We start from the raw sequence: 16,157 nt of genomic DNA on the forward strand, positions 1-16,157 counted from the left end.
ATCGAAAATTTTATAAAGCCGCAGTCGGTTTTGCATATTTTGATAGCCAACGGGAAAAATGATGTCTGAAATGACAATTTCAACGCACCGAGTGTCCAAAACGGATACTTTGGGTCGCTGTCTCCCATTCGGCAATACTTCCTCTCGCGGAATGTCGGAAAATATCGAGAGCCATTTCAATAGTCCCGCCGGAAACGGCGGCTTACCAACAATAACAAAACAAGAGAAGATATGGCAAAAACAGTAGCAAAAAAACCGGCGGCAAAAAAAGCTCCCGCCAAGAAAGTGTCAACTAAGGCGGTAGCCAAAAAAGCTCCGGCGAAAAAGGCGGCAGTCAAGAAGGTCGCGGTAAAGAAAGCCGTAAAAGCTCCTGCGAAAAAGGTAGCCGTAAAAAAGGCGGTCGCAAAAAAGCCCGCCGCAAAGAAACCGGCGGCAAAAAAGGCAGCTCCGAAAGCCGTGGCAAAACCCGCCAAGAAAGCTCCGGCGAAAAAGGCAGCCGTAAAAGCTCCCGCAAAAAAGGCATGCGCAAAGAAAGCTTGCGCGGCAAAGCCCTGCGCTAAGAAAGCCGCTCCCGCAAAGAAAGCTTGCTGCGGCAAAAAATGCGCGGCTAAGAAATAGCTTCCGCACAAACTTCCCGAATTGAAAGGGAATCCGACTGTCGGCGCACATTTGTGCGCCGATTTTTTGCGCCCAAACGGATACACCACGCATAATCAAAATAGCCCTACAACGCGAAATACGCCAATTCGCAATGCAAGTATAAAACACAAAAGCGGCGTTGCGCGAAAAAAGTAAAAAAAATCATTGACGCGGGGAAAAATTGCGACAGTGTTGTTTGAATACTTTTTTGGGGATGTAGCTCAGTTGGAAGAGCACCACAATGGCATTGTGGGGGTCGTCGGTTCGAACCCGATCATCTCCACCAAAAAGGCGCGACAGAATAAATTTCTCCCTGGTGGTGTAATGGTAGCACAGGTGATTTTGGTTCATCTAGTCGGAGTTCGAATCTCTGCCGGGGAACGTCGGCGGAAAAGGGAATACAGGCCGATTGAAATTTAAGATGTCCAAATAAAAACCCTTTCGCTCGAGTGGTGAAATTGGTAGACACGCATGATTCAGGTTCATGTGACTTCACTGTCATGGGGGTTCGAGTCCCCCCTCGAGCATTACTTTAAAGCCTGCAATCCACCAAGCCTTGCGGGCTTTTTTGTCGGCATTTTAGAAGTTGGGTCAACACCAAAGAGAGTGGATTTCAATGAAAGACGCCGCATAGAACCAAGACCCTCAATCTGTAATTTTGGAAGTTTCGATAACCGTAAGCCATTCGTTGTATTAGTTTCATTTTCCTGTGGAAGCCCTCGGTTATTCCGTTGTTTTTTGTAAATCTCCACATTCGGATTATCGGCGCAAACCAGTCGCTTATGGTTTCTGCTATCCTCTCAAACTCTTGTGTCGCTTCGTATTTCATCTGTTTCATCATTGTTTTCAGTTCTCTTATATTTCTCTTACATTCCTTTGCCGTTTGATGTTTCCTGTTCAGCAGCTCGCACAATCTTTCCTTAAACTCGTAAGCCAGCTTTATCGCGGGATTGTCCTCAAAAAACTTTTCCAACCGCTCAAGCTCTTCGGAGTTCAACCTATCTCCTCGTTTTCGCAATGGGTATGTCAACTTTCTATTCCATTTTACTTCCTCCTGTGCAGCTTTGCAATTCAAGCGAAGCGCGAATGAGATTTTGCCGCAGGCCAGAGACCCGAAGGGCGAGACGGTTTGCGCATGCAAACGCGAGTCAAAACTCCATAAAGTGATACAGCACCAATCTTATAACGTGGAACCTGTCCGCCACTATTTTTGCTTTCGGAAAACACCGCCTTACTATGCTTCGGTAGCTGCTGCTTAAATCCATGCACACTACTTTTACTTTATCCCGACCTTTGTAGCTCATTAACTTACTTTCCACCAAGTTGCGAGATTTCCCCTCTATCACATCGTATACCCTATGATGCGTTAAATCCGCTATCGTTGTCGCAAACTTGTAGCCTTTATGTATCGTATGTTGCACTCGCTCGCTTGGTTTTGCTTCGCAAAATCCGCGCTGTTCTCGCCCTTCGGGTAAAACACTTCGTGTTTTATGCTTCCCAAAAGCTTGCTTCGCAACTTTTGTGTTCATCAATGCCGATGATTGACGGGCATTCGTAGCTTAGTTGCTCCTTGACCTTTAGTTCAAAGCGTTCGTGGATTACCCGCTCCACTGTGCTTTGCGATATCCCCAACCTTTTCGATATCTTCTTGTTTGTCGCCCCATCGAGGTATTTACTGATGATTTCGTCTTTGGCACTCTCCGATATTCGCTTATTGCTCTTCAACCCACGTATCGGCTCTCGATAAATTCTTCCGCATTTCGGACACCGGTATCGACGCGCCTTTATGACTGCATCGTATATCCGCCCGTCTATCGACGCTACTTTCGCCTTCCTGTAATAATGGTCGTAAAATACAACCTTCTTATGCCCGCAACCGCGACAAGACGGTATGCCGTCTTGTTTGTATTCCAACCTCGCAAAAAAGTCTCGACCTTTCCGCCAACTTCGTATTACTCTATAAAAACTAAACAACATCAGAGGCATTGTAGGACTTCCGTCCTCTTTGCCTCCCTTTTTTTCTTCTTCTACCCTCATCCCACTATCTTTGACGATGAGCGGAAAAGCCTGTTCTGACTCCCACAAAAAAACTTCCAAGCCAAAGACTTGGAAGTTGTTCTAAATGGTGGGAGTAGCAGAACTCGAATCTGCGACCCCTTGCGTGTCATGCAAGTGCTCTAACCAACTGAGCTATACCCCCGTTAATTAATAAGGTTTGCATTGAACCCGCTTTTTTATGTTTTGCAAGCTTTTTTTTCGTTTTTTTATTGTCGCCTCATGTCGTTCGCGCGGCTTGACAAATTTTCCGCCTTTCGCCAAAATCTTCGGCGATTCTTCTTACGATGAGTGTTGACAAATTAAATTCGCAACTGAAAAAGTCTGTCCTCAAATATCTGTCCTCCGAGAGGTTTTTTGAGACTGACATCAAAGGCTTTTATTTACACAGAATCGACCGCTGCAACAGGTTCGAAAAGTGTTTCTACACCCCGAAAATCATTCTCATAATTCAGGGCAGCAAGCGCGCTATCACAACTTCCGGCGAAATCGCCTACCGCCAAAATCAATGTCTCATCACGGGCATTGACATTCCCGCCACGAGTTGCGTCGCCGAGGCGTCCCCGCAAAAACCCCTCATAACGGTTTCGCTCGATTTGGACTTTAAACTGATTGCTCAGATGCTTTCCGAGATGCCTCTCGAAAAAATCAAAGGCGACACGCTTTTCGGCGGCTTTGCCGTAGCCGACGCCGACGACGGTTTGATGGAGGCGTTTCTAAGGCTCGTGAAGATGCTTGGACGTCCCGACGAAATTCCGATTCTTGCGCCGATTATCGTTCGCGAGATATATTCGCGCATTTTGATGAGTCCGATGGGGCGGCATGTGCGCCAGTTTTGCACGCTCGGCACTCAGAACAACCAGATTACGCGCGCGGTTGACTGGCTGAAAAGCAACTACCAGAAGCCTTTTAAAATAGAGGAGCTTGCGAAGTATGTGAACATGGCGCCGACGACTTTCCACAGGCATTTCCGAAAGGTGACGTCGGTTAGTCCGATTCAATACCAGAAGAATCTGCGTTTGCACGAGGCGCGAAGGCTGATGATTTCGTCGAACGAGACTGTCGCGAACGCCGCGTATGCCGTAGGCTACGAGAGTCCGACGCAGTTTAGCCGCGAGTACAAGCGGCATTTCGGCGTTTCCCCCAAGCGCGACGTCGCGGTTTGATTAGTCGTGTTTAGCGCGTCGGTTCGTCGGGTTTTGTAGGCGTCGGTTCGGAGGATTTTCCGTCGCGGGCGCGTATTGATAGAATGTGGCGCGGTGCGGGTTTACCGTCAGAAATTTCCGCATCGGTATTTGCGCGTTCCGCCGCGCGCCCTGCGGTTAGGGGCGGCGCGGCGGAGTTTTGAATGCGCGCGTTATTTGAGGTTTTGGCGGAAGAATTTCTCGATTTCGTCGAATGGGATTTTCCCCGATTTGTTGTCGTAGAGGTCGGTGTGGCTTGCGCCATTTACGATGAGAAGTTTTTTGTTTTCGCCTTTCAGCTTTTTGAACGCGTCTTCGCCCATGTAGCGCGAGTGCGCGTTTTCGCCGTGGACTACCATGACTGCATTTTCGATTTCTCCCGCGAACGAAAGCAGCGGCATATTCATGAACGAAAGCACGGAGGTTTTATTCCAGCCGTCGTTTGAATTTAGCGAGCGCGGGTGGTATCCGCGCGGTGTTTTGTAGTAGTCGTAGTAGTCTTTGACAAACTGCGGCGCGTCGGGCGGAAGCGGGTCTACGACGCCGCCAGCGCGGGCGTAGAAACCGTTTTTGTAGTCGGCGGTGCGTTGGGCGGCGAGCTGTTTTCGGAGCTCGGCGCGGGCTTCTGGGCTTGTTTTGTCGAAGTATCCGAAGGTGCTAACGCGGCTCATGTCGTACATAGTTGAGGCGACAGTCGCTTTTATTCGCGGGTCGATTGCGGCGGCGTTGATTGCCATTCCTCCCCAGCCGCATATTCCGAGAATCCCGATTTTATCGGCGTCGGCTTTGCCGCAGGTCGAGAGGAAATCGACTGCGGCGCAGAAGTCTTCGGTATTGATGTCGGGCGATGCCACGTTGCGCGGCGAGCCGCCGCTTTCGCCAGTGTAAGACGGGTCGAATGCGATTGCGAGGAATCCGCGTTCGGCAAGCGTTTGCGCGTAAAGCCCGGACGACTGTTCCTTGACCGCGCCGAACGGACCGGACACCGCGATTGCTGGCAGTTTCCCCGAGGCGTTTGCGGGCTCGTACATGTCGGCTGCGAGCGTGATTCCGTAGCGGTTTACGAAGGTAATTTTAGAGTGTTTTACTTTGTCGCTTTGGGGGAAGACTTTGTCCCAACGCTGGGTGAGTGATAATTTTTCCATTTCGAAATTTTTTGGGTTGACGTTTGCGCAGTCCGCGCCCGCCGCCGACACGGAAAGCGCGACGGCGGAGAGTAGGGCGGCGGTTTTCGAAAATGCCGAATTTTTCATGCGGCTATTTTGCGAGTTTCATGGAGTCGAGCCATTTTGCGACGGTCTTTTCTGCGCCTCTCACCGAGCCGCCGCGAACGGGCAGGGCTTCGAGGATTTTCGAATTCGGGCAGAGCGTTTTGATGTCGGAGACTGCGCGTCCCATGCGGCTTCCCTCGTGCGTCATAAACGACACGACGTTCTTGCCCGCGAGCTTCGCCTGCGTAAGGAATGTGCGGATTGGCGACGACACTGTTCCCCACCAGTTCGGCGAGCCTACGAAAACCGTCTCGTATCCGGAGAGGTCGGGGATTTTCGTTTTTACGGGGCGGCAGTATTTTGCGCCGGTCTCCTTTTTTGCGATGTCTACGGTTTGACCGTAAACTGCGGGGTAGGGCGTTTCGGGCAGGATTTCGAGCATGTCCGCGCCCGTCAGCTTTTTGATTGTTTCGGCGATTACGCGCGTGTTGCCGCTCCAGGAATAATATACTACGAGCATTTTGTTTCCTTTTGTTTCGGGTTTTGCCGCAAACGCGCTTGCGCCTAAAAATGCGGCGGGAAGTATTTTCAAGAATGTTTTTCTTTTCATGGTTTTGTCCTGATTGTCCGCCGATAATACCAGATTTTGCGCTCCTCGTAAATACACACTACGACCTAAAATCTGCCCGATTCTGCCGATTGCCGCGTTTTTGCAAAAGGTCGGATTGGGCAGAAATTCGGCGGGAACGCATATTTACAATTCCGCGTTTTTACGATAATATGTTCGCCAAAAAGAAAGGACTCTCAATGGGAAAAATATTATCGGCGGCATTGGCGCTTTATGCGCTTTTCATTTCAAATTCAACAACGGCAAAAAATATGGACAGTCTTACTGCAAACGAAAAGAACATTGTCCGCGCGGCGGCGTTTGCCGCCAAGGGCGACCAGACGGGCTTGAAATCCGCGCTCTCGGCGGGGCTTGATTCGGGCGTGTCGGCGGGCGAATACAAAGAGGTGCTCGTGCAGCTCTACGCGTACTGCGGATTTCCGCGCAGTCTGAACGCGCTCGGAACGCTCATGGGGCTTCTCGAAGAGCGCGGCGGAAAGGACGCCGAGGGAAAGCGTCCGTCGCCGCCGCCCGCGGGCAAAAGCGTAGAGTTCGGCGCGGCGAACCAGACGAAGCTCGTCGGGCGCGAGGTCAAGGGAAAGCTTTTCGACTTCGCTCCCGCAATCGACGAATATCTAAAAGCCCATCTTTTTGGCGATATTTTTTCGCGCGACAACCTCGACTGGCGCACGCGTGAAATCGCGACTGTCTCCATGCTTGCGGCAATGGACGGCGTAGAACCGCAGCTTAACGCGCACATCGGCATAGCAAAAAACAACGGCGTTTCCGACGCGCAGGCGGCGGAGATTCTTTCGATAGTTTCGGACGAAGTGCGCGGCGGCGCGGCGACAAGCCCGTTCCCGTTCGGCGCGGAGAACACGGCGTACGCCAAATATTTCAGCGGGAAGTCGTACCTTGCGCGGCTTTCGAAAAATCCCGACTTGGGCGTTCCGCTCGCCAACGTGAGCTTTGCCCCGAAGTGCCGCAACAACTGGCACAGCCACACGGGCGGGCAGATTTTGATAGCCGTCGGCGGCAGGGGCTTCTATCAGGAAAAGGGAAAGCCCGCGCGCGAACTGAAAGCAGGCGACATCGTGGAAATCGCCCCGAATGTCGTGCACTGGCACGGGGCGGCTCCCGACAGCTGGTTCTCGCATTTGGCCATTGAATGCAAGCCCGACACAAACAAAAACACTTGGCTCGAAGCCGTCTCGGACGAAGAGTACGAACGCGCGACATCGGGCAAATAGGAGATTATGCCATGGAATTTGTAAAGCTTGACAACGGTGTAGAAATTCCCGCCGAGGGCTTCGGAGTCTTCCAAGTAGACGACGCGAAGGTTTGCGAAAGGGCGGTGCTCGACGCAATTTCCGTCGGTTACCGCTCGATAGATACGGCGGCGGCGTATTTCAACGAGGAGGCGGTGGGGGCGGCTCTTAAAAAATGCGGCGTCCCGCGCGGCGAGCTTTTCATAACCACGAAACTCTGGATTCAGGACGCGGGCTACGAAAACGCGAAAAAGGCGTTCGAAACCTCCCTGCGCAAGCTCGGCTTGGACTACATCGACCTCTACCTAATCCACCAGCCGTTCGGCGACTACTACGGATCGTGGCGGGCGATGGAGGAGCTTGCCGACGCGGGGAAAATCCGCGCAATAGGCGTCAGCAATTTCTACCCCGACAGGCTCGCCGACCTCTGCGTAAACGCGCGGATAAAACCCGCCGTCAATCAGGTCGAGCTTCATCCGTTTTTCGCGCAGAAATCCGCGCTTGAAAACATGCGCGCGTTCGGCGTTCGCCCCGAAGCTTGGGGGCCGTTGGCGGAGGGCAGGCACGGCATTTTTACGCACCCGCTACTTTCGAAAATCGGGGCGAAATACGGTAAGACGCCCGCGCAGGTCGCGCTTCGCTGGAATGTACAGCGCGGGGTTGTGGTGATTCCGAAATCGACGCGAGCGGAGCGCATGAGGGAAAATTTCGACATCTGGGATTTTGCCCTCGATGCCTCCGACATGTCGGCAATCGACGGTCTCGACTTGGGGCATAGCGAAATCATCGACCACCACACCGCGGAGACCGCACAATGGCTCAACGGGTTCAAAATCCACGACTGATTCCTATTCCGCCCGCATTCGGGCGGCTTGCCGCGCGTCTACGCTTTTGCGGACGCGCTCCCGCGCGGAAGCGCGAGCTTGGAAACGTCGATTCCCTCCAATGCCAGAAGCTTGGTTTTTGCGTCAAGCCCGCCCGCGTAGCCCGTCAGATTTCCGCCGCTTCCGATTACCCTGTGGCAGGGAACTATTATGGAAATTTCGTTGTGCCCGACCGCGCCGCCGACCGCCTGCGCCGACATTTTGCCGCCGCGCCGCGCGGAAATCTTGCGGGCTATTTCTCCGTACGTCGTCGTGCGCCCGTAGGGGATTTCGAGCAAAATTTTCCAGACTTCGAGCCTGAACGCCGATCCGCGCATGTCAAGCTTCGGCATGAAATCGGGCTTGCGCCCTCCGAAGTAGATGTCGAGCCATTTTTTCGTTTCGTCGAGCGTGCGCGTGCGCTTTTCGGCGAAGTCGCCGCCGAGCGTCTTCGCGTAGTATTTTTCGCCGTCGAGCCAAAGCCCGCAGAGACCGCCGCCGTCTTCGGCAATGAGCAGCACGCCTATCGGAGATTGGTAATGGTTGATATATTTCATCTTTTCCCTGCCGATTTTCCGTCCGCATTTTTAGCAGGGGAGGGCGGCGGCGGTCAACGCAATTTAACGCGCAACTTGTTGTTGCATTCCGCCGCCGAAACGGCATTTTTATGCGGAGAAATTAGACGTGAAAAATTCTAACACATTGCGGACGTGGGTTGACGCGTCGATGCTTGCTCTGTTGCCGTCGGCGTTGGCGTTCAGAATCACGGGGGCGGAGCTTCACGAAATTCTGGGACTTGCGGCGGTCGCGGCGTTCGCGCTCCACAACGTCTTGAACCGCGCGTGGTATCCGTCGCTGGGGCGCGGACGCTACAATGCCGACAGGTCGGCGGGGACTGCGGTAGTGGCGGCTATTGCCGCGTGCGCGGCGGTCTGCGCGGTGTCGGGAGTCGCGCTTTCGGGCTTTGTTTTCGGGCTTTCCGACTGCTTCGGCGGGCTTGGAATCCGCGCCGTTCATACAACTTCCGCGTATTGGACTTTTGTTTTGTGCGGCGTCCACGTCGGGCTCCGAGCGGGCTTTCTGCGCTTCCTCCCGAAGATTGCCTCCGCCGCCGTTTTCTGCGCGGGCGCGTATTTTTTCGTCTCGCGCGGAATGCCCGAAAAACTTTTCGCGGGGGCGTCTTTCGATTTTTACGAAATGCCATTTGCCGCCCATTTCTGCCAGACGGCGGCGATTCTTTTCTCCGCGGCGTTCGGCGCGCGCGCCCTGCGGAAACTCTTGCGGCGGAGGTGATTTTCAGGGCGCAAAAAAATGCGGCTTGCAAAGGCAAACCGCATTAGGGTCGGGGATAGCCGCGCTATCTTTCGGGGTTTAAGACAAGAGTAGGCTTGATTTGCAGCCTTACAGATTCGCCGCCTTCGACAAACGCGACAAAGTCGGCAACGTGGGTGGCTTCCTGCGCTTCGGTGAGGCTTTTCCACGCCTCCTTGATTTCCTTGACGGAGTCGTAGGTTCCCATTACGTCCCAATTCGTTTTTTTGTTGGGGGTAGGCGTCAGCAGTTCGAATTTCGTTTTGATTGCGTTCATTGTCTTTCGTTGTTTTCGTTTGTTTTGTCGGCGGGGCGCGTCGAAATCGGATTGTCGGGAAATTCCGAATCAGTACTTTTGCCGCGTACCTCTTCAAAATCGGCATCCAAAAACCAATGCGCCCTTGTTAGTGTTGAGTTTGACGGACGGATTGCGGGATTGCAAGCAATTTCGGACGGAAGCGGGAGATTTTCCCCCGCCGTTTCCGCGCGGACTTGCGGTCGGGGAGATCCGCAAAAAATGTTGACGAGCGGCGCGTTTTTTTTAATAAATGTCGATTCAATTTTTAGGAGGCAAAAGCTCCGCAAATTTCAACAATAAACACTATAAAAATATGGCAAGTCCCACAGACATCAGAAAAGGCAGAGTAATTATGTACAACGGCACTCCGCACGCCGTTATGAGCATGCTTCACCGCACGCAGGGCAGACAGGCGGGCTTTGTGCAGACGGTTCTCCGCAACCTCTCGACGAACGCTTCGACGGCGGTCAAATTCCGCTCGACGGACTCGGTGGAATTCTGCCACACTACCAACAAGCAGCTCGAATTTTCGTACATCGACGGCGACCAATACCACTTCATCGACCCCGAAACTTTCGACGACACCGTCCTCATGGAATCGACAATCGGCGAAGACAAAAAATGGCTCACCGAAGGCTCGCAGTACCTCATTCTCTTTGTTGACGGCGCGCCTGTTTCGCTCGAACTTCCCAACAGCATCGAAATCAAGGTTGCGGAGGCGGCGGAAGGTCTGCGCGGCGACACGTCGTCGGCTCCCACAAAGGCGGTAACGCTCGAAAACGGCGTAACATTGCAGGTCCCGCTCTTCATCAAGCAGGGCGACGTAATCAAAGTCCGCACGGAAGACAATACCTACATCAGCAGGGCATAACGCCATGGAAAATTCCGTCCCGCTAAGCGACAAAGTGACGATTAAAGCCTCCGATTTGCGCGGCATTTTGGAATATGTCCCGCTGTATCGTGGGCAGACCTTTGTCGTTGCGGTTGACGGAAGCGTGATTGCCTGCGACAACTTCGCAAACGTAATTACCGACATCGCCGTTTTGCGCAGCCTCGGCATAAACGTCGTAGTGGTGCACGGAATCGGAAAACAGCTGCGCGACATCGGCGCGGAACGCGGGGTTGCGCTTAGCGACATCTACGGCGAAAACCCCGTGGACGACGCCACGCTGTCGCTCGCCCGCGAGGTTTCCGCAACCGCGCTCCAAACAATAATAGACGCGTTCGCCACAAAAAATATCCGCTGCGTTTCGACAAACGCAGTCCGCGCGACGGAAGTCGGGATAATTTCGGGCGTGGACCACCTCAACGCGGGGCGCATAGAAAAGATAGATTTCAACGCGCTGCAAAGCCTGATTTCGCTGGGCATGATTCCCGTGCTTTCGCCGGTTGCCGTAAACAGGGAGGGCAGAATTTTCAGGATAAATTCCGACCTCCTCGCCGCCGACGTCGCAACGGGGCTGAACGCGACAAAACTCATATTTTTGACGGAGACAAGCGGGCTTAAAATCGGCGCGGAAAAGGCTCTCGCAGTGCCGCTCGCCGATGTTTCCGAACTGCTCGAAGCCCGCAGGGGCATGCTCGACCCGCGCGTGTTCTCCAAAGTCAGCTGTTCGGTCCGCGCGCTCGAATCGGCAAAAACACAGCGCGCGCACATTCTCGACGGCCGCGAATTCGCGTGCCTGCTTACCGAGCTTTTCGAAAAGGTCGGCTGCGGCACGATGATTTACTCCGACGTCTACCAGAAAATCCGCAAGGCGGACCGCGACGACGTTTCGACGATTTTCAACCTCTCGAAAAGCTCGACCCGCCAGCAGAATCTGGTCTACCGTAGCCGCGAGGAGATAGAGTCGAAAATCGACACCTATTTCATCTACGAGATGGACGGAAGCGTAATCGCGTTCGTCAGCCTGCTCGACATTTCCGAGGGCGCGGCGGAGCTTGCAAGCCTGCATGTCCAGCCGTTCTATCAGGGGCACGACGTCGGCACGCACATGGTTGAATTCATCGTGCGCGAGGCAAAAAAGGCGGGCTTCAAAAAGCTTTTCGCGCTCAGCACAAAAAGCGCGCCGTTCTTTTCGGACGTGTGCAAATTTACGGAAGTTCCGCCGACCGCGCTGCCTAAATCGCGACTCGAAAAATACGAGGCGTCGGGGCGTCATTCAAAGGTTTTCGTCAAGGACTTTTCCGAATAAACGGCGGGGCTTGCGGTGCTCCGCGACATCTAAAAACTTGCAATATTGCGCGTCCGGCATTTTTCGGGGGGCGCATTTTTTTTGCGCGGGTTTGCGCAGATTTGCGGGCGTCTATTTCAGCCCGATAAGCTCGTTTTGCGGAATTTTGGGAGAGTCGCGCATGGCTTTCAGAAGCTCCTGCGGGCGGAACGCCTTGTCGAGCGCGTCGGCGGGGGAGACAAGCCCGCGCTCAACCAGATTCAGAAGCGAGTCTTCCATGGTGCACATTCCGCTTTGGCGTCCCGTTTGGAGCACGCTCAGAATTTGCGGCACGTGCTGTTCGCGTATGAGGTTGCGGACTGCGGCGTTTGCGGTGAGCATTTCGAAGGCGGCAATCATGCCGCCGCGCTTCTGCCGCACGAGCGTTTGCGAAAGCACGCCGAGCAGGTTTTCTGAAAGCATCATTCTGATTTGCGGCTGTTCGCCCGCGCCGAATTGCCCGACGAGCCTGTCGATTGTCGAAACGGCCGTGCGCGTGTGCAGGGTTGCGAACACAAGGTGCCCCGTCTCGGCAAGCTCTATTGCCGTCCGCGTAGTTTCGAGGTCGCGCATTTCGCCGAGCACTATGACGTCGGGATTTTCCCTGACCGCCGAGCGCAGCGCCGAGTAGAAGTCGGGCGCGTCCCTGCCGATTTCGCGTTGCGACACCATCGACTTCGCGCTTTTGATGACGTATTCAATCGGGTCTTCGATTGTCAGAATGTGGAGTCCGCGCGATTCGTTTATGATGTCCACAACCGCCGCAAGCGTCGTTGTTTTGCCGGAGCCGTTCGCGCCGGTCGCCACGAACAGCCCGCTGCTGCGCCTGCAAATGTCGGCGACGGGAAAGGGGATTCCGATTTCTGTTGCGGTCAGCCGCCGCGCGGGAATTACGCGCAGGGCGATTTGCATGCCGCTTTCGCACATGTAGATGTTTGCGCGGATTCGCGCGTTCGACGGGCTTGAAAACGCGAGGTCTATGTCCTCGCCGCGTCCGAGCTTTTCGGCGAAAAATTTTGAGCGTTCCCGCGGAAACTTTGCTAGTATTTGTTGCGCCGCGGTCTGCGGGTCGGGCGCGGCGACCCCGACGAGCGGAACGAGCGAGCCGTCCACGCGTATCCGCGCGGTCCTGCCGATGTGAATGTAGGTCGAGCCCTTTTTGATTGCCGATTCTATTGCGATGTCGAGTTCGTTCATTTCTTTGCGAACAAAATTTGCGACGGTTTGCCCCTGGATTTTTTTCCGAGCCTTTTCAAAATTGTAAACGCGCCGTTTTCGCCGAAAGTTTCGGCGGGCGGTTCGAAATCGGCGGGGGCTTCGAGGGCGAAGACGGTTTCGGGCGAGGCTATCTGCGCGAAAGTGTCGAGAATTTGCGGAAGAAGCTTGGGGTCGGAGAGCATTTTGTAGGGAGGGTCGGCGAAAACGAAGTCGAACTTTCTTCCGCCGAGAATTTTTGCGGACTTTGCGCAGTCGGCCGGCAGAACTTCGAAAGAGACGCTTCCGCCGCCGCTTTCGACCGCCTTTTTTATGGCTGCGGCGTTGCGGCGCAGGCAGTCGAGGGCGCGTCTGTCGGTTTCAAGAAACACGACTTTCGCCGCGCCCCTGCTTGCCGCTTCAAGCCCGTACGAGCCCGTGCCCGCGAACATGTCGAGAACCTGCGCCCCGACCACGGCTTCGCCGAGGGACGAAAAAACCGCCTGACGCGCCGCGTCCGTGGCGGGTCTTGTTGTGTCGCCTTTGGGGGCGTCGAGCGAAATTCCTCTTGCAAAGCCTGACGTTATTCTCATATTTCCCGAAGTATGAGACGAAGCCCGATTTTGTCAATTATTCTGCTTTCGACCGCAGCCGCTTTCGCTTCGGACATTCCCGCAGCCGAAACCGCCGCCCCGCAAAACGCGGAGTCGATAGCCTTCCGCGTCGAAAACGACATCTATTTTTCCGACCGCTACTACACGAACGGCTTGAAGCTTTCGTATACGGGCGCGGGGTGCGATTTCCTTTCAAGCCGCCTGCAATTCGCCGCGCTCGACCTCTTTGTCCCCGACGGCAGGCAGGCGTTCCAGACGGTTTCGGTCGGGCAGAAGATGTGCGTGGCAAGCGACATCAACATTCCCAATCCGCCGCCGACCGACCGCCCCTACGCGGGCTGGCTGTACGTCGGCTTCGGGGCGCACGAGGCGTCGGAAAACAGGCTCGATTCACTTACGGTAAACCTCGGCGTCGTGGGGCCGATGTCGCTCGCGGAGGACGCGCAGAAATTCTACCACAGCATAATCGGCGCGGACTGGCCGCGCGGCTGGCACAACCAGATTAAAAACGAACCGGGGATAATCGTCGCCTACGAGCATTCGGAGCGTTTCTTCCGGACGCGGATTTCCGACGAATTTTCAGTCGATTCGGTCGGGTCGCTCGCGCTCGATTTGGGGAACGTCATGACGCAGGCGAGGGCGCGCGCGCTTCTGCGCTTCGGCTTCAACATGCCGTACTCCTTCCTCCCCAACAGAATAGACTCCTCCGACGGCAACGACGTCGAATGGCGTCCCACCGACGCCTCTCCCGACTGGCACTGCTTCATGTACGGCGGAGGCGCGGCGCGTTTCGTGGGCTACGACATCACCCTCGACGGCAACACATACCGCAACAGCGCGGGCGTCGTTCCCAAATGGCTTGTGGGCGAGGCCGTCGCGGGCGTTTCCGCCCGCTACAAATGCTTTCAGGCGGATTTGACTTGGACTCTCCGCTCCGCCGAGTTCAACACCCAGCGTCTGCCCGTCCATATGTTCTGGACGCTCGCCGTCAAGGCGTATTTTTAACGCGCCTCAGTTTTCCGACGGATTGTTCTTCGGCTCTTCCAACGCCCCGAATTCGGGGCGTTCGCGCAGAACGAGCGTCTTCCAGAGGTCTGGGTTGGGCACGTCGAAAATCACGTTGACGTCGGCGTATGAGACAATCCAAGTGCCCTCGGTGATTTCGGCTTTCAGCTGGTTCGGACCCCAGCCCGAATAGCCCGCGAACGCGGCGACTTTCGCGTTGGGGTTTTTCTTTATTATGTCGAGGGCCTTTTCGGGCGGAATGCCGAAAGAGAACGCGCCGTCGTTTTTGCCGTCGTCGTAGCAGACGGCGAGGCTCACGCGCTCCTTTGCGATTGGTCCGCCGTCGAAAACGTCGATTTCGCCAAGCTCGGAGTCGCGGAAGTCGGGGTTAAGCTCGCCGAGCGTCTTGTCGAGCGGCTTGTTCATTATCACGCCGAAAGAGCCGTCTTCGTTGTCCTCCAACAGAAGCACGACGGACTCCTCGAAAAACGCGCCCGCAAACGAGGGCGACGCCGCAAGAAAGCTCCATGAATAGTCGTCGTACGCGCTTTTCATAGCTTGGCGACCGAAATTCCCGACTCCTCGAAAAGCCTGTAAACGATGTCGTCGTTGTGGTAGTCGTGCAGGTATCTGACCGATTTTATTCCCGCGGAAATCAGGATTTTTGCGCAGTTTACGCAGGGGAAGTGCGTGATGTACGCCGTTGCGCCGTTCACGGAAACCCCGCGTCGGGCGGCGTCGGAAATGGCGTTCTGCTCGGCGTGGACGGTCGCGATTTCGTGTCCGTCGCGCACGCACGACGAATGCGGCGCGCCCGCCAAAAAGCCGTTGTAGCCCGCGGCGATAATCCTGTTCGGGTGCTCCCCGCCGCTTACTATCACGCAGCCGACGTTCAGGCGGCTGCACGCCGAGCGCGACGATATGAGTATCGCCGTGCAGATAAAATATTCATCCCACGACGGACGCGTTCCGCCCCACGACTTCACAAGCGTGTCGAGCTGTTCTACAATGTCGTTTCCCGAGTTCATTTTACGAATACGCAGGAAAATAGTACCGAGAAAAAGTGCATGATTGTTCCCAAAAGCACGAAAACGTGCCAAACGGCGTGCATGTATTTGCGGCTTTTGCGCATGTAGAAAAACACGCCGCCCGTGTAGAAAAGCCCGCCGAGACACAGGAACACGACGCCGACTGTCGGCACAATCGTAAACAGCTTGCCCGAAATCAGCACAACAAGCCAGCCCATCAGCAAGTAAAGCCCTATCGACCACCATTTTGTTCCAGAACCCGACGTCGCCAGTTTCAGCACCGTGCCGAGAATCGCGAGCGTCCAGATTATTCCGAAGACAATCCACGCCGTGGCGGGCGAGGGCAGGCGCAGGCTCACAAGCAGAAACGGCGTGTACGTTCCCGCAATCAGGTAGTAAATCGCGATGTGGTCGAACTTTTTGAGAATCCTCTTTGCGCGTTCGAACGGGATTGCGTGGTAGAAAGAGGAGGCTGTGTAGACGCCCGTCATCGACACTCCGAAAATCGCGCAAGAAACTATCGCCCACGAATTTCCGTAGATAGACGCAAGCGTCACCATCACCGCGAGTGCCGCGACGCTGAAAAGTATTCCCACGACGTGTGTTGCCGAATTCCAAATTTCCTCCGTCGCGGAGTATGCCGGTTTGAGCGGTGCCATGGATTTGC

The 16,157-nt window shown here is 54.8% G+C and carries 18 protein-coding genes and 4 tRNA genes; 10 read left to right on the top strand and 12 right to left on the bottom strand.

Annotation, left to right across the window (positions count from 1 at the left end):
- Positions 1-176 precede the first annotated feature (176 nt).
- Complete coding sequence (locus P3B99_009505; protein WYJ07429.1) at positions 177-629, bottom strand: hypothetical protein; 453 nt, start codon at positions 627-629, stop codon at positions 177-179.
- A 220-nt stretch (positions 630-849) separates the two neighbouring features.
- Between P3B99_009505 and P3B99_009510 the strand changes: the two genes are divergently transcribed.
- The 3 genes from P3B99_009510 to P3B99_009520 all read left to right on the top strand — a co-directional run bounded on the left by P3B99_009510 (position 850) and on the right by P3B99_009520 (position 1,166).
- Positions 850-925 (top strand) — tRNA-Ala (locus P3B99_009510).
- 24 nt (positions 926-949) lie between these two features.
- Positions 950-1,020 (top strand) — tRNA-Gln (locus P3B99_009515).
- 62 nt (positions 1,021-1,082) lie between these two features.
- A tRNA-Leu gene (locus P3B99_009520) sits at positions 1,083-1,166 on the top strand.
- A gap of 86 nt (positions 1,167-1,252) precedes the next feature.
- Here P3B99_009520 and P3B99_009525 read toward each other — a convergent pair.
- Positions 1,253-1,780: a transposase gene (locus P3B99_009525; GenBank protein ID WYJ07430.1), complete on the bottom strand. Its 528-nt coding sequence runs from the start codon at positions 1,778-1,780 to the stop codon at positions 1,253-1,255.
- Positions 1,781-2,762: 982 nt separating this feature from the next.
- Positions 2,763-2,839: transfer RNA gene (locus P3B99_009530), tRNA-Val, on the bottom strand.
- A 142-nt stretch (positions 2,840-2,981) separates the two neighbouring features.
- On the opposite strand from P3B99_009530, the gene P3B99_009535 reads away from it, so the two are divergent.
- Complete coding sequence (locus tag P3B99_009535; protein WYJ07431.1) at positions 2,982-3,860, top strand: AraC family transcriptional regulator; 879 nt, start codon at positions 2,982-2,984, stop codon at positions 3,858-3,860.
- Positions 3,861-4,051: 191 nt separating this feature from the next.
- On the opposite strand, the gene P3B99_009540 is transcribed toward P3B99_009535, so the two are convergent.
- Complete coding sequence (locus tag P3B99_009540) at positions 4,052-5,131, bottom strand: alpha/beta hydrolase (protein WYJ07432.1); 1,080 nt, start codon at positions 5,129-5,131, stop codon at positions 4,052-4,054.
- Between the two features lie 4 nt (positions 5,132-5,135).
- Positions 5,136-5,699 carry a flavodoxin gene (locus P3B99_009545; GenBank protein ID WYJ07433.1) on the bottom strand — a complete coding sequence of 188 codons (564 nt, stop codon included), beginning with the start codon at positions 5,697-5,699 and terminating at the stop codon, positions 5,136-5,138.
- Positions 5,700-5,968: 269 nt separating this feature from the next.
- On the opposite strand from P3B99_009545, the gene P3B99_009550 reads away from it, so the two are divergent.
- Together P3B99_009550 and P3B99_009555 are read left to right on the top strand one after the other, a co-directional pair.
- Positions 5,969-6,946 carry a carboxymuconolactone decarboxylase family protein gene (locus P3B99_009550; GenBank protein ID WYJ07434.1) on the top strand — a complete coding sequence of 326 codons (978 nt, stop codon included), beginning with the start codon at positions 5,969-5,971 and terminating at the stop codon, positions 6,944-6,946.
- 11 nt (positions 6,947-6,957) lie between these two features.
- Complete coding sequence (locus tag P3B99_009555) at positions 6,958-7,809, top strand: aldo/keto reductase (GenBank protein ID WYJ07435.1); 852 nt, start codon at positions 6,958-6,960, stop codon at positions 7,807-7,809.
- Positions 7,810-7,847: 38 nt separating this feature from the next.
- Here P3B99_009555 and P3B99_009560 read toward each other — a convergent pair whose 3' ends face one another.
- Positions 7,848-8,384, bottom strand: a complete 537-nt coding sequence (locus P3B99_009560) for a methylated-DNA--[protein]-cysteine S-methyltransferase (protein ID WYJ07436.1) — start codon at positions 8,382-8,384, stop codon at positions 7,848-7,850.
- Positions 8,385-8,511: 127 nt separating this feature from the next.
- Between P3B99_009560 and P3B99_009565 the strand changes: the two genes are divergently transcribed.
- Positions 8,512-9,120, top strand: a complete 609-nt coding sequence (locus tag P3B99_009565; GenBank protein ID WYJ07437.1) for a DUF4405 domain-containing protein — start codon at positions 8,512-8,514, stop codon at positions 9,118-9,120.
- A gap of 64 nt (positions 9,121-9,184) precedes the next feature.
- Here the strand turns inward: P3B99_009565 and P3B99_009570 are convergent, their stop codons facing one another.
- A complete protein-coding gene (locus P3B99_009570) occupies positions 9,185-9,415 on the bottom strand; it encodes a hypothetical protein (GenBank protein ID WYJ07438.1) in 231 nt (76 codons plus the stop codon).
- Positions 9,416-9,749: 334 nt separating this feature from the next.
- Here P3B99_009570 and efp point away from each other — a divergent pair, with 334 nt between their 5' ends.
- Entirely contained in the window at positions 9,750-10,307 is a 558-nt protein-coding gene (gene efp, locus P3B99_009575; GenBank protein ID WYJ07439.1) for an elongation factor P, read from the top strand.
- A 4-nt stretch (positions 10,308-10,311) separates the two neighbouring features.
- On the top strand, positions 10,312-11,631 hold the full coding sequence (argA, locus tag P3B99_009580) for an amino-acid N-acetyltransferase (protein WYJ07440.1): 1,320 nt from the start codon (positions 10,312-10,314) through the stop codon (positions 11,629-11,631).
- Between the two features lie 111 nt (positions 11,632-11,742).
- On the opposite strand, the gene P3B99_009585 is transcribed toward argA, so the two are convergent.
- Both P3B99_009585 and P3B99_009590 read right to left on the bottom strand, forming a co-directional pair.
- Positions 11,743-12,846, bottom strand: a complete 1,104-nt coding sequence (locus P3B99_009585) for a PilT/PilU family type 4a pilus ATPase (GenBank protein ID WYJ07441.1) — start codon at positions 12,844-12,846, stop codon at positions 11,743-11,745.
- A complete protein-coding gene (locus tag P3B99_009590) occupies positions 12,843-13,436 on the bottom strand; it encodes an RsmD family RNA methyltransferase (protein ID WYJ07442.1) in 594 nt (197 codons plus the stop codon). The genes P3B99_009585 and P3B99_009590 overlap by 4 nt, the downstream gene beginning before the upstream one ends.
- A gap of 30 nt (positions 13,437-13,466) precedes the next feature.
- Here P3B99_009590 and P3B99_009595 point away from each other — a divergent pair, with 30 nt between their 5' ends.
- Positions 13,467-14,462: a lipid A deacylase LpxR family protein gene (locus tag P3B99_009595; protein ID WYJ07443.1), complete on the top strand. Its 996-nt coding sequence runs from the start codon at positions 13,467-13,469 to the stop codon at positions 14,460-14,462.
- Between the two features lie 6 nt (positions 14,463-14,468).
- Here P3B99_009595 and P3B99_009600 read toward each other — a convergent pair whose 3' ends face one another.
- From P3B99_009600 to P3B99_009610, 3 genes are read right to left on the bottom strand one after another with little or no spacing between them, the layout of a single operon-like run.
- Positions 14,469-15,017: a YqgE/AlgH family protein gene (locus tag P3B99_009600; protein WYJ07444.1), complete on the bottom strand. Its 549-nt coding sequence runs from the start codon at positions 15,015-15,017 to the stop codon at positions 14,469-14,471.
- Positions 15,014-15,490: a deaminase gene (locus tag P3B99_009605; GenBank protein WYJ07445.1), complete on the bottom strand. Its 477-nt coding sequence runs from the start codon at positions 15,488-15,490 to the stop codon at positions 15,014-15,016. The genes P3B99_009600 and P3B99_009605 overlap by 4 nt, the downstream gene beginning before the upstream one ends.
- On the bottom strand, positions 15,487-16,149 hold the full coding sequence (locus P3B99_009610; protein WYJ07446.1) for a hemolysin III family protein: 663 nt from the start codon (positions 16,147-16,149) through the stop codon (positions 15,487-15,489). Before P3B99_009610 ends, P3B99_009605 begins: the two co-directional genes overlap by 4 nt.
- Positions 16,150-16,157 lie beyond the last annotated feature (8 nt).

The organism is Opitutia bacterium KCR 482, from assembly GCA_029269845.2.
Taxonomy (GTDB): Bacteria; Verrucomicrobiota; Verrucomicrobiia; order Opitutales; family Intestinicryptomonadaceae; genus Merdousia.